Origin of the sequence: Pseudovibrio sp. Tun.PSC04-5.I4 (assembly GCF_900104145.1) — a bacterium.
Classification (GTDB): domain Bacteria; phylum Pseudomonadota; class Alphaproteobacteria; order Rhizobiales; family Stappiaceae; genus Pseudovibrio.
This window is the reverse complement of record NZ_FNLB01000006.1, coordinates 2,019,347-2,032,410: the sequence shown is the minus strand read 5'-3', so window position 1 is coordinate 2,032,410 and position 13,064 is coordinate 2,019,347. Positions and strand designations below refer to the sequence as shown.

The window sequence follows — 13,064 nt, the reverse complement described above, 5'->3', positions numbered from 1 at the left end:
TGCCTACCTCCCGAATATAACTGAGCATTTAGTTCTGGATATTGTCCGGTTGCTGGAATTTGTCTGTCTGCAATTAGGTGATCCATTCATTTGGGTGAGAAAACCTTGCTCAATCCATAGTAATTGCGAAAATTGCACCTTGGAGTAATTGTCTAGCTGCACGAGGGTAGTCATTGCAGCTGAGCGTAATTCTCCGCTGCCTGTGTGGGCGTTTCGACTGCTCTGAGTGACGGATGGAGGTTTAATACCATGACGAAGAAGCTGATATTCCTGCCGATCTTGCTGTCATTCGGAGTTACAGCGCAGGCAACTGATCTACCGAAGCCAGCGTTTGAAAGCGAACCAGCACCACCGGACCTTGTGGAACCGTTGAATTACGTGCAGGTTTGTGACGCTTACGGCGAGGGCTACTTTTTTATTCCCGGTACACAGACCTGTTTGAGATTAAGCGGGCGGATAAGAACGGACGCACAATACCGCGACTTTGTTAAGAAGCCTGCTGGCTGGGGCGGAGTTGCGAGTGTTGTGCCAATAGGGCGGGATTTGAATACAGTTCGTTTCCGTGCTCGGTCCTATATTCGCATGGATGCGCGGTCGGAAACTGAATACGGTTTCGTTCGGGCCTTTTCCGAGCTGAGAGCAACCGTAGATTCCGATAATGAAATCTCAGAGGAATCCCCCGTTATGGATCTGAATAAGGCCTATATTCAGTTCGGTGGCTTCACTATTGGCCGGACTGGTTCTCTGTTTGATTTCTTCACCGGAGCGACGTTTGGGGCAGTTCATCGTGATTGGTCAGACACCAACTCGTGGGCAGCAGCCTATACAGAGGTTCTTGATGGAGGTGTGTCTGTAACCGTGTCAATTGAGGATCCGGTTTATCGAGCGCACGGTGTTTTTACTGGCGTTGCAAATGAAAATGGTGCGGCTGGCAACAAAGCGCCAGATGCAATTGCTGCATTCCGAATGGATGGTGATTGGGGAAGTGCTAAGTTGGCAGCGGCTGTAACGACTATACGTCCCAAAGCAGCTTATGTGTCAGGGGGGATTGGTTGGGCCATTGGTGCAGGGGCGATTATCAACCTTCCTCATTTGGGTAACCAAGATGCAATGGCGTTGCAATTCCAATACGGAAATGGTGCTGTTTCTTATGTGGGTGTTGATGATGATGACGTTTTTGATGCTTATTACGTTGGTGGAAAAACCAGTAAAACCAATGCGTTATCTTTTTCTGGCGGGTACACACACTATGTAACTGATACTGTTCGTACGGACTTTGATGCAAGTTATGCTGTGGTTGATACGCCTCGAGGAGCTGCCCTTGTTGACTTCGATCGTTTTGCCCTCGACTGGGATTTGGTTTGGTCGCCTGTAAGCGGTATGGAAATGGGGGTTGATCTTGGTTATGCGCGGACGCAGCCCAAAGGTGTGAAAGACTTTGATGAAGCCAGTGCGTTGTTCCGGGTGCAGAAAACCTTCTAGATTTACCAATCACGAATGTGAGAGTTGGGTCGTTGATCCAACTCTTTTCCGTTTCTTCAACGAATTAGTCTGGATGTGCCTGAATGAACGTGAGAATAGTTTGCTGGGTTAAATCATCCCATAGCAGTGGTGCATGACCTTGATTGGGAATTGTAAGGAGGTTCATATCTTTATGGTGTGCGCGCATTTCCCCAACTGTTTTTACTGATAACAGAGCCGAGTTCTCCCCGTGCAGTAGCAAGTGGGGTACCGACTTTATTCCCTCAAACAAAGGCCACATATTCACATCTGGTGCTGGTTTATTCTTTCCGCGGACAGCGTCACCTAGTTTTTTATCATAGCTCAGAGATACGCCTTCTGATGTTGGGCTGAATAGTTGATGAGCGAATGTTACCCAATCGCTTTTTGTCATAGCTGTAAACGATTTACTATGGATTCCCTGGAGATACTCTGCCGCAACTGCCATGTTTGGCTGGCTCAATTGGGTGCCGACTGTCGCTATGATATCATCCAGAGCGGATGGCTCTATGTACGGGCCGATGTCGTTGATAATCACAGATAAGAGGCGTTCCGGATATCTTTTCCCCATAGACATGGCATGTAATCCGCCTCGGGATGTGCCGATGAGCGCGAATTTTTCCAGTCTCAGAGCCGCAAGACCTCTGTCGATATCATCAGCTTCCTGATCGAGATTATATGTCTCAAAGTCAGTGCTGAATTCAGAGAGGCCCCTACCTCTATAGTCCATCGCGATTACTGGGAGATTTTTGCTCTGCAAGAAGTTAGCTAACCGATAGAAATCTCGCGTGTTCCTGGTCAGGCCAGGGAGACAGAGAACTGTTGGGCCGGCAGGTTTCTTAACTTCCCATATATTAGCTGAGAGGACCAAGCCATCACTGGCTTTCCATGTGAACCGTGTGGTTCCCGTCAGGTTTTGCAGGTCATGATCAAGGTTATCTGAGGTTTGAAGCATGTATTCCTCCCAATGTATCGCTGTTGATCTAGATTCCACTGGATGAATCATGTCGAAGCGTTGTCCTCACCATAAGGTAGCTTTATGCCCCTGTCTTGCTTTTGGTGAAGTGGCGGAATGCTTGCTGAGGTACTTTTTGATGGTACCTGATCATAAAAGCCCGACAGGATTGCCGGGCTTTGTGTCTGTCTTCATTGATGCCGCTTAGTAGCCGCGGGTAAGGTCCTGCGTGATCATCAGGGGTTTGTTTTCCAGCTTGTAGCGATAAACTTGCAAGTTTTCCGTAATCCGCTGAACGTAATCCCGTGTTTCACCGTAAGGTATTGATTCAACCCAATCAATTGGATCAATCTTCGGGTTGCGAGGGTCTCCAAAACGTTCAATCCACTCTTTCACCTTGTTTTTACCTGCGTTGTAAGCGGCAAATGTCAGGATGTAAGAACCGCCAAATTCGTCCACCAGTTCCCCGAGAAATGCAGCACCTAATGTTGCGTTGTAGGCTGGATCTGAGGTCAGGCGTGACTTCTTATAGGACACGCCTAGGTTCCGTGCTGTTTCTCTAGCTGTCCCTGGCATTAACTGAAGTAATCCCAGTGCGCCGGCGCTGCTGCGTGCTTGCGGGTTAAATGAGCTCTCTTGTCGTGCAATTGCATAAACCACTGGTTTTTCAACGCCTTTGGTAATGCGTGTTTTGCGTGGAATTGCGTTGATCGGGTAAGCAAGCGGGGCCGCCTCTACTCTTTCGGCTTGTGCCAACCGGCCGACCATAGTCGCCCATTGATAGACGCCTCTGGATTCTGCTAGCTCGGTGAGGAGGCGAATTTGTCCATTGCTCGGCAAGGTGCGTGCCAGATGTGTATAGAACAACAGTGTATCATTGTGCATGCCCGCTTCATCAAGTCGCTTGATGGCTTGCACGAGCTCATTGCTGTTGAATGCTGATCGATCCGCATTCGTTACTTTTGGCAAGGCGGCGAGGGGCATCTGGTTGATACCGAGTTTTGCGAGTGCCAGTTGTCCGTAATAGGATGTCTGATAAGCACCGGCCTGCTGATAAAATGCAATGGCGCCTTCTGTATCTTTCTGAGCTTCGCGAGTTCTGCCTAGCCAATAATAGGCACGTGATAGAGTTTGGGAGGTTTTACCCAGCTTTGCGATCCGCTTGAAATGAGGTTCTGCGAGACGAGCATCCCCTACAAAGCGCAGGGCAAACCAACCAGCATGGAATTCCGCCTCCACAATCATACTTGTAGATTCAGCCGCGTGGTTGGCTGCAATGGTGTAAGCGCGACGTGCTTGTCCAGATTCAGCTAGCTCTCGTGAGATATCTCTGCGTTGCGCCCACCACTTATCTCCGTTGAGGAGTTGATTAGACTTTGTGGGAGCTGCCTCCATAAGCCGCGCAGCCGTTTCATAGTCGCCTTGCAGTCGGGCCTGCTGAATGAGAGCAAATTGATAGTTTGAGTCGCTCTTCATGGAGCGTGGCACATTTTTCAGTTTGCTCATTGCATCGCTCGTTTTGCGAATGCTTGCGATGCGGGCCTTCACATAGGCTTGTTCGTCACGAGATAGCTCGGAAAGTAGTCGTTCTGCGGCACGTGTTCTATCCCGGTACAGTAGCATTTCTGTACGCAGGCGATGATCTTTTTGCCTTAGGATGTTGCCGAAGTTTGAGCGGATCTGAGCTTCCAGCTCTGGTTCAAATATCTTTTTTTGCCACAGAGGGTGAATGAGTTTTGCAGCTTGGGCGCTGTTGCCAACGGCGAGTTGGGCATTGGCAAGGGCAAGCTTCCCATCGGTTGTTTCTGGCAAGGATGTTCCAAAAGCACCGATGACCTGTTTTGGTGTCAGTTTGGAGGTGGCAAGAGCTGCTTCTCCGCGCGCTCTCACAATTTTGGCTGTTGGCCAATGAGGCGCATCTGCAGCGAACTGGGCGATATGAGTGACCGGTGTCTCCGGTCCACCACGGAGCATGATAAACCAGTTTGCCAAACGGCGATCAAGGTTGTTTGGCAAGGCGTTACGGCCTGTTATCGCGTCTTGCAGTTGTCCGGATTTGACGTTTTGAAGGACTGCTTTAAGGGGTTCAACGGACCCCGTTGCCGGTGCTGTACTCGATCCCTGTGGATAAGACTTGACCAATGCTGCGGTTGCCTGCAATGCGTTTTGCGGGTTTGTCGCGCGGTTTGAAATCAGGGCCCTTTCCGTTTTATTGGGAGAGGAGGGAGCATAGTTCGATAATTGGGATGTTTGGCTTTTACTACCAAATGTAGGTTTGCTGCTTCCGGGTTTGGAGCGCGGCATGGCTACTAAATGCGCGGTTTGGCCTAATGGTTGACGTGATATCAGGGCTGCCGTTTGTACGGGTTTCGCTGGGTTTGGAATTGGAATTATCTTGTAATTTGAAAAGGATACAGCAGAATATGCTGGTCCGGAAAGGCACGCAGCAATCGCAATTGCGCTTACATGTGTGGAAACAAGAAAAAATTCGCGGATACGCATAATACTCGTTGGCCCGTCTCACCTGAGTGCTGATAATCCGGCAAAAACGCACCGGACAGTTCAATTCCAAAAATGCTCCCCCAGCCTACTTGCCACAAACAGGGTAAATATCTGTTTAATGTTCTATAGAGGTCTGCTTCATACTCACCTGTGAAGCTGGCCTAATTATGAGCATAAAAAAATTCCCGAATCTTATAAGAGAAGGTCTTGGTGATGTTGCCGAGATGGGCTAGATCACATTACTGTATGCCACCCCATTGAGGGCACTGGCAAAAATTGCTCTGTTTATATGTAATCCAACGAGGAACCTGAGATGTTTAGAGGATCAATTCCAGCACTTGTCACCCCTTTCAAGGATGGCAAAGTGGATGAGAAGGCCTTCCAGGAATTCGTGGACTGGCAGATAAAACAGGGCTCCCATGGGCTTGTGCCTGTGGGAACAACCGGAGAAAGCCCGACGCTGACATTTGACGAGCATAAGCGTGTCGTTCAAATGGCTGTCGAAGTCTCCGCTGGCCGCGTTCCTGTTATGGCAGGCGCTGGATCCAACAACCCGGTTGAAGCTATCGAATTTGCGCAGCATGCGCAGGAAGTTGGCGCAAACGCTATTTTGTCTGTGACACCCTATTATAACAAGCCTAATCAGGCTGGTTTGAAAGCGCATTTTACAGCAATTGCTAAGTCTGTAGACCTGCCAATTTACATCTATAATATTCCGGGGCGTTCCGTCATTGACATGCAAAGCCAGACAATGGCTGAGCTGTTTGCGGAAGTTGATAATATTGTTGGTGTTAAGGATGCAACGGCAAACCTTGCACGTGCGTCGGAGCAGCGCCATCTGTGTGGTACTGATTTCATCCAGCTTTCTGGTGAGGATATTACGGCGCTTGGCTTTATGGCGCATGGCGGTCATGGCTGTATTTCTGTAACTGCGAATATTGCGCCTGCGTTGTGCGCCCAGTTCCAAGAAGCTTGTATGTCTGGCGATTTTGCGACTGCATTGTCTATTCAGGACCGTTTGGCACCGTTGCATGACGCCCTGTTTATTGAGCCAAATCCAGCCGGACCTAAATATGCATTGTCCTTGCTGGGCAAAATGGAAAACGAATTGCGTTTGCCTTTGGTCACAGTCAGTGAACAAACGCAGGAAACCATTCATAAGGCTATGGTCCATGCTGGCCTGATCAACTAATCTAAGTGTTCCGCGCAGAGCTTTGCATTCGCGCGGAACAACTTTTATGAATGAATAAGGATAAGAAATGGCTGCCAAAAAAGGTGGCGTTCCCGGGCGCAAGGTTGTTGCGGATAACCGGAAGGCCCGATACAACTACGCAATTGAAGACGTTTTTGAAGCTGGTATTGAGCTGAGAGGGACTGAAGTTAAGTCTCTCCGTCAGGGTAAAAGCAATATTGGCGAAAGCTACGCTGCCGAGTACCGGGGCGAGATGATGGTCTACAACGTCTACATCCCGGAATACACGCAGGGCAACCGCTTTAACCATGAACCACGCCGGCCACGGAAGTTGCTTATGCATCGCCGTGAGCTGAATAAGCTTTTCTCTGCCGTTCAAAGAGATGGCAAGACCATTGTTCCACTCAGAGTCTATTTCAATGAGGATGGACGAGCGAAGATGGAAGTGGCCTTGGCGCGTGGTAAAAAAGATCACGACAAGCGTCAGACAGAAAAGACCCGCGATTGGAACCGCGAAAAACAGCGGGTGATGAAAAATCAGGGCTAGTTTTGTCTGGCCGGTTTAGCAGGAGCTTACTCATGAAGGTTGTTGTTGCCTCGCAAAACCCTGTCAAAGTGAACGCAACACTGGACGCGTTTCAGGAGCAGTTTCCTGCCGATAAGATTGATCTGATTTCGGTAGATGTTGCTTCTGGTGTTTCTGATCAACCTATGGGTGATGAAGAAACACGGCAGGGTGCTGTGACGCGTGCACAAAATGCACTTGCTGAGCACCCTGATGCTGATTTTGGTGTGGGGTTGGAAGGCGGTATCTGCGACCTTAGCGGTATTGCCTATACATTTGCCTGGATGGTTGTGCTTTCGAAAGCAGGGCAGGTTTCAGCAAGCCGGTCTATGTTGTTGCCATTGCCAGACAAAGTCATGTCCCTCATCGGTTCTGGCATTGAGCTGGGTCATGCGATTGATGAGGTCTTTGGTACGCAGAACATCAAGCAAAAAGGCGGGGCATTTGATGTTTTGACTAACGGGCGTATGACGCGCCAATCGGTTTATGTCGATACCCTATTTTGCGCTCTTTTGCCCTTCAGGTCTCCTGCTTTCAGAACCACTTAGTGAAAGTGGTTTAATTTTGGGACATGTGTTGCTGAACGTTAAAGTGGTCAGCTACGATGCTTTCAAGCACTTGGAAGCTTTTCCAGTTGGGTCAGGTTGTCGGCTGTGAGCGCGAACTTCAAATCACCCAGTTTTCCATTTGTGCAGATTTAACGTGCGGCTTTAAAGAGTTCAATTTACTGGCAACTGTTCTTGGGTTCTGGGCATCACCGCCTCCTGAGATTTTAGAGAGCTTCATGTCAGTTGAAGTGATTGGACTCTTGAAAATTTAAACCTCAGAGGCATTGCAAGCTTATCGTAAGGTTGCTGCAGATGCGCTTGCCAAGCATGGCGCTGGAGATGGACCAAAACCAGAAGTATTGGATGCGTCGGGTTAATCAAATAAACAACAGGCCCGATCAATGCCGGGCCTGTTGTTTTCTTAAATTGAATTGCCGCCAAACTTATTGGTTCTTGGGAAGCCGTTTGGTGGCAGGCGTCCTGCCTGTCCTCGGTCTCCGCGCCAATCCTGAAGCTCTTCCAGGGTGCGGGTGAATGTACGCCCGGAGCCATCTGTCCATGTGAGACCGGTTGCGCTGTCAAAGGTCTTGATGTCGGAGATACCACCATCTCTGTAGCGCTGTAAGCGCACACCACGACCACGGGTCATTTCCGCAATCTGAGTTAGCGGGAACACCATGAGTTTCCGGTTCAGGCCAATAACTGCCACGTAGTCTCCCACCACCGGAATACAAAGGACTGCTTTGGCAGGGGCTGTGACGTTGAGGATCTGTTTGCCCTTGCGGGTTGTCGCAGCCACATCTTTTTCTTCCACGATAAAGCCGCGGGCTTCATCAGAGGAGAGCAGGAGCTTTCGATCTGGCTTATGGACAAATGCGCTGATGATTTCTTGCGTCTCGTCCATATCAACCATCAAGCGGATCGGCTCGCCGTGGCCTCGTCCGCCCGGCAGCTTATCAGCGCCGATGGTGTAGAACTTGCCGCCTGTGGTGAATAGCAGGATTTTACTGGTGGTTTCCGCATGAATGGACAGATGCAGCTGGTCACCCTGTTTGAAGGTGAGGGTGGACATGTCCTGCACATGGCCTTTCAGCGTTCTGATCCAGCCTTTTTCCGAGATCACAACAGTAATCGGCTCTTTCTCGATCATAGCTTGATGGATCTCTTCCAGATTGTGTTCTTCAGCCTGACCGAAGTTTGTTCTGCGGGCACCGATTTTTGTCTCTGGCCCGTATGCTTTGCCGATCTCAGTAATTTGTTTGGAAACGCGATTCCACAGTTTCTTTTCGGAGGCGAGCAGGGCTTCCAGACCGGATTTCTCTTTGGAAAGCTTGTCGTGCTCTTTCTTGATCTCGAATTCTTCAAGCTTGCGCAAGGAGCGCAGGCGCATGTTCAAGATTGCTTCGGCCTGAACGTCAGTCAGTTCAAACGCTTTGATGAGCGATACTTTGGCATCGTCTTCTTCGCGGATGATACGGATGATTTCGTCAATGTTCAGGTAGGCAATGAGGTAGCCTTCCAGAATTTCAAGTCTGTGGTTGATCTGGTCCAGTCGGTGGTTGGAGCGGCGAACCAGAACGTCTTTCTGGTGCTCAAGCCATTCCTTAAGAACATCCTTCAGACTCATGACCTTAGGCACAACGCCTTTGGATAGGACGTTCATGTTCAGCGAGAATCTGTTTTCCAGATCCGTCAGCTTGAACAAAGATGCCATGAGGAGTTCTGGATCTACGTTCTTGTTACGTGGGGCCAAAACCACACGCACATCTTCTGCCGACTCATCGCGTACATCATCGAGCAGCGGTAGTTTGCGCGCTATCAGAAGTTCGGCGATTTTCTCGATCAGACGGGATTTTTGTACGAGATACGGAATCTCAGTGACGATGATATTGTAGGTGCCGCGCGGGCCTTCTTCCTTGTGCCATTTTGCCCGGGTGCGGAAGCTGCCGCGTCCGGTCTTGTAAGCCTCAAGGATGGACCCTTTGTCGCTGACGATTGTACCACCGGTCGGGAAATCGGGCCCTTTGACGTGCTCAAGGAGCTCTTCTATTTCCGCATCTGGATTCGTGATCAGCACTTGGCAGGCATTGCAAAGTTCATAGGCATTGTGCGGCGGGATGGAGGTTGCCATGCCCACAGCAATACCTGTGGAACCGTTTGCCAGCAGGTTCGGGAAATTGCCCGGAAGGACTATAGGTTCTGAGTCTAGTCCATCATATGTTTCCCGGAATTCGACGGCGTTCTCATTGAGGCCGTCCAAAATACGTGTGGCCACGTCGGTCATACGGGCTTCGGTGTAACGCATTGCTGCTGCACTATCGCCGTCGATGTTACCGAAGTTACCCTGACCATCAACCAAGGGGTAGCGGACCGAGAAATCCTGTGCGAGGCGGACAAGGGCGTCGTAAATAGCTCCATCACCGTGCGGGTGATATTTACCCATTACGTCACCAACAACGCGTGCACACTTTTTGAAGCCCTGATTAGGATCGAGCTTGAGAAGGCGCATACCGTATAGGATACGGCGGTGCACGGGTTTCAGGCCATCCCGGACGTCAGGGAGTGCGCGATGCATAATCGTGGTGAGCGCATAGCTGAGGTAGCGCTCTTCTAATGCTTCTTTAAGATTGATTGTTACGGGGCCATGCTGGCCAATCACTTCTTGTCCCATGGTCCTTGGTTAGCGTTCTTGGCTTGTTCAGGCAATGGCAGGGGGCATGTCTATATCCGAAATCCTCAGAAAACTGCGCTTTGTCAGGTGTATGAGGGGGTTTTACGGTGCTCAAAGGCTGCCCGAGATTTGAGCGGCGTTTTGGCCAGATCTGCTTCAACCGAAATGCGTGTGAGTGAGATCTCGTTAATTTAGCTTGAATTGTTGCCGTGTGCTTAAGTGCTCAGGATATTCTGGTCCCTATACTTCATTAGATGCAAAAAAAGGTATTCTCATGGCCGTTAGGGAGAAGATAATGCAGACTAAATTCGGTTTTCAGGTCTCCTTGTCGAAAGCTGCGACCTTGCCAATTCTTGTTGGCGTGTTGCTGCTTTCCGGTCAGCCAGATGCTACGGCGGGGCAATTTGAGCGTACTATTCGGCAAACTATTGGTGGGCTGGATAAGCCGGATAAAGGGGCAGACGGACGGTCTTCCAGCTCCTCAGAAAGGCAGTCATGGTTTCAACCCGCACCGGACAAGCAGCATCCCTACGTGCCATCCCCCAAAAAGCGATATATTCCGCTTGCTGGCGATAGCACGGGTCCTGTCGTTATTCTTCCGGGTGGGAATGGACCTCAAGGTAATTAAGATTGATTGGCGAGTTCCGTGAATTCTCTTTTAAGCGTCGTGACATAGCTGTCTCTGGCTGGCGGCCAAATTATATTGCGTGGCTCGTAGATGTATTTGAACAGGAAGTATCCGGTGAGTGAAAAGCCAGCCTCCATATCCTCTTTGGAGAGCTGCGCCGTCTCTGCAAGCCGTGTTTGCGGTGCCTTCATGAATTCAGGGAGTATGAGGAGTTTGTTGGCGTAAGGCAGGCCAGCCGTTTTGCTCACTGCGCGGCCAGACCTGGGGGAGACCCAGACTAGCTCGCTCGTGGTGCCCGTTGCAGCACATTCGCTGAGGTCTAACCCAAACCCCAGTTCATTGAGCAGTTCCAACTCAAAGCGCAGCACAAGAGCTGCTCCAATCCTTGGGTCTTCCAAATGGTCTAAAATGATATCAAGTGCATGGTAGAGATTGGGATGAGGGTCGCGCTCTGGCAGTAGCCGGACTTGTCCGCACAGGCTTTGCAGGCCGTGGAGAGAGCGCGCGGATTGCATGAGGTGGGCGGCGCGCAGGTGTATTGGCTCAACTGTGAAAAAGCCGAGGTGCTCGTCCAATCGGGCCCGCCAGTTGAGGCTGAGGTGATTGCCGAGCTGGAGTGCAGGTTGTTGGCGGCGGGAGCGCCCGCCGCGCACGAGACCCAAGCAGCGGCCTCTGTCGGGTGTCAGAACTTCCAGCAGAATGTTGTTTTCACCCTGCTTGCGTGTTCCTATGACGATCCCTTCAGCTTGCCACTGCATGGAGTTCTGCCTTAACGCGGGAACTCGAGGCCCATATTGCGGTAACGCTCAGGGTCATCTGCCCAGTTCTCACGTACTTTCACAAAGACGAACAGGTGGACCTTCATTTCAAGAGCTTCTTCCAGTTCTTCACGAGCTGCTTTTGAAATGACTTTGATGGTCTGGCCGTTTTTGCCAAGTACAATGGCCTTCTGACTGTCGCGTTCTACGAAAATGGTTTGCTCGATGCGAACTGAGCCATCCGGTTTTTCCTGCCACTGATCTGTTTCAACGGTAGAAATATAAGGTAGTTCCTCATGCAAGCGAATGTAGATCTTCTCGCGTGTAACTTCAGCGGCCAGCATACGCATTGGAATATCAGAGACCTGATCCTCCGGGTAAAGCCATGGGCCTTTCGGCATGCGCTCGGCGAAATACGAGATAATATCTTTGGTGCCAGACCCATTGATGGCAGATACCATGAAGGTCTGATCGAACTTGGTGTATTCGTTCGCCTTCGCAGACAAAGCCAGCAGCTGGTCGCGCTTGGTGATATCGATCTTGTTGAGAATAAGCACTTTGGGAAGCTTGATGTGCTCCAGCTCATTCAAAATACGTTCTACAGATTCATCAATGCCTTTTTTGGCGTCGATCAAAACAGCAACAACGTCAGCGTCTTTCGCGCCGCCCCAAGCTGTGTCTACCATTGCGCGGTCGAGACGGCGTTTAGGGCGGAAAATACCAGGAGTATCGACAAAGATAATCTGGCTGTCACCTGCCATAGCAACACCGCGCACAATCGCACGCGTGGTTTGAACCTTATGCGTTACAATTGAAACCTTGATGCCGACAAGCTTGTTGACCAGTGTGGACTTACCAGCATTTGGCGCACCAATAAGAGCGACAAAACCAGCACTGGTTTTGTCGTTTGGTTTGCTTAAGTTAAAGTTCATGCCTTCTGGCAGGCCGTCGTCTTCTGGTAGATCGTCGTCTTCGTTGTTGTTATCTTCGCTCATTTAGGACCTATTCGCTCCACACGCCTTCGCGGCGCAGGATGTTCTCGGCAGCAGATTGCTCAGCTATGCGTTTTGAGTTTCCAACTGCTTCGCCCGGATCGACACCTTCAACATTCACACGAATTTTGAAGACCGGTGCGTGGTCGGGACCGCTGCGAGTAATTGTTTCATATAGCGGAGTGGGGCGTCCTTTGGACTGTGCCCACTCCTGTAGTGTTGTTTTGGCATCTCGCAACGGGCCTGAGTAGGTTACCATTCTCTCCGCGAAAAAGCGTGCGATGAAGTTTGCTGCTTCTTCATATCCGCTATCAAGGTAAATGGCAGCAATCACGCTTTCGCACATATCTGCAAGAATTGCCGTTTTTGTTCTTCCGCCAGTGTGAGCTTCCGCATCGCCTACACGCATATGCTGGCCAATCAGAATGACCTTGGAGACTTCCGCACATGTTTCGCGTTTTACCAGTTGGTTCAAACGGCGGGCCAGCTCACCTTCATCGGCTGTTGGAAAGGTTTCCTCCAACATTGTTGCAATAGCAAGGCCAAGTACACGGTCGCCCAAAAACTCAAGACGCTGATAGCTCTGTAGCGATGCTTTTGCAACAGGAAGAGCGCTTGCGTGGGTTAAAGCCCGCACAAGGAGTTCCTTGTCGTTGAACTGGTACCCAATACGCTCTTCCAAGGCCGCGTCTGATACCGGTCTTTTTCTTCTGCTCATAGTCCGGCCAATTCCTTTAAAGGCTGCATGACAGC

At 50.3% G+C, this 13,064-nt stretch carries 12 protein-coding genes; 6 read left to right on the top strand and 6 right to left on the bottom strand.

Going from position 1 to position 13,064, the window contains the following annotated elements:
* The first annotated feature begins 249 nt into the window (after window positions 1-249).
* Window positions 250-1,482 (top strand): porin, encoded by a 1,233-nt coding sequence (locus tag BLS62_RS14495; RefSeq protein ID WP_093182029.1) that lies wholly within the window; start codon window positions 250-252, stop codon window positions 1,480-1,482.
* 64 nt (window positions 1,483-1,546) lie between these two features.
* Here the strand turns inward: BLS62_RS14495 and BLS62_RS14490 are convergent, their stop codons facing one another.
* Window positions 1,547-2,455, bottom strand: coding sequence for an alpha/beta fold hydrolase (locus tag BLS62_RS14490; protein WP_093188938.1), 909 nt, complete (start codon window positions 2,453-2,455; stop codon window positions 1,547-1,549).
* 204 nt (window positions 2,456-2,659) lie between these two features.
* The gene (locus BLS62_RS14485; protein WP_208990865.1) at window positions 2,660-4,597 is read right to left on the bottom strand and encodes a transglycosylase SLT domain-containing protein; all 1,938 of its coding nucleotides are present in this window, start codon (window positions 4,595-4,597) and stop codon (window positions 2,660-2,662) included.
* A gap of 673 nt (window positions 4,598-5,270) precedes the next feature.
* On the opposite strand from BLS62_RS14485, the gene dapA reads away from it, so the two are divergent.
* The 4 genes from dapA to BLS62_RS14465 all read left to right on the top strand — a co-directional run bounded on the left by dapA (window position 5,271) and on the right by BLS62_RS14465 (window position 7,534).
* Window positions 5,271-6,149 (top strand): 4-hydroxy-tetrahydrodipicolinate synthase, encoded by an 879-nt coding sequence (gene dapA, locus BLS62_RS14480; protein WP_093182024.1) that lies wholly within the window; start codon window positions 5,271-5,273, stop codon window positions 6,147-6,149.
* Window positions 6,150-6,216: 67 nt separating this feature from the next.
* Window positions 6,217-6,696 carry an SsrA-binding protein SmpB gene (gene smpB / locus BLS62_RS14475; protein ID WP_093182021.1) on the top strand — a complete coding sequence of 160 codons (480 nt, stop codon included), beginning with the start codon at window positions 6,217-6,219 and terminating at the stop codon, window positions 6,694-6,696.
* Between the two features lie 32 nt (window positions 6,697-6,728).
* Window positions 6,729-7,262, top strand: coding sequence for an inosine/xanthosine triphosphatase (gene yjjX / locus BLS62_RS14470; RefSeq protein WP_093182018.1), 534 nt, complete (start codon window positions 6,729-6,731; stop codon window positions 7,260-7,262).
* Window positions 7,263-7,318: 56 nt separating this feature from the next.
* Complete coding sequence (locus BLS62_RS14465) at window positions 7,319-7,534, top strand: hypothetical protein (RefSeq protein ID WP_093182016.1); 216 nt, start codon at window positions 7,319-7,321, stop codon at window positions 7,532-7,534.
* A 149-nt stretch (window positions 7,535-7,683) separates the two neighbouring features.
* Here BLS62_RS14465 and parC read toward each other — a convergent pair whose 3' ends face one another.
* Window positions 7,684-9,933 (bottom strand): DNA topoisomerase IV subunit A, encoded by a 2,250-nt coding sequence (gene parC, locus BLS62_RS14460; protein WP_093182013.1) that lies wholly within the window; start codon window positions 9,931-9,933, stop codon window positions 7,684-7,686.
* A 295-nt stretch (window positions 9,934-10,228) separates the two neighbouring features.
* Between parC and BLS62_RS14455 the strand changes: the two genes are divergently transcribed.
* Complete coding sequence (locus BLS62_RS14455; RefSeq protein ID WP_093182011.1) at window positions 10,229-10,561, top strand: hypothetical protein; 333 nt, start codon at window positions 10,229-10,231, stop codon at window positions 10,559-10,561.
* Here the strand turns inward: BLS62_RS14455 and recO are convergent.
* The 3 genes from recO to rnc are packed head-to-tail and all read right to left on the bottom strand — an operon-like array spanning window position 10,558 to window position 13,029.
* Window positions 10,558-11,319 carry a DNA repair protein RecO gene (gene recO / locus BLS62_RS14450; protein WP_093182009.1) on the bottom strand — a complete coding sequence of 254 codons (762 nt, stop codon included), beginning with the start codon at window positions 11,317-11,319 and terminating at the stop codon, window positions 10,558-10,560. The two genes, BLS62_RS14455 and recO, sit on opposite strands and share 4 nt — an antisense overlap.
* Window positions 11,320-11,330: 11 nt before the next feature.
* Window positions 11,331-12,314 (bottom strand): GTPase Era, encoded by a 984-nt coding sequence (gene era, locus BLS62_RS14445; protein WP_093182007.1) that lies wholly within the window; start codon window positions 12,312-12,314, stop codon window positions 11,331-11,333.
* Window positions 12,315-12,321: 7 nt separating this feature from the next.
* Window positions 12,322-13,029, bottom strand: a complete 708-nt coding sequence (gene rnc, locus BLS62_RS14440; protein WP_093182005.1) for a ribonuclease III — start codon at window positions 13,027-13,029, stop codon at window positions 12,322-12,324.
* Window positions 13,030-13,064: the final 35 nt, after the last annotated feature.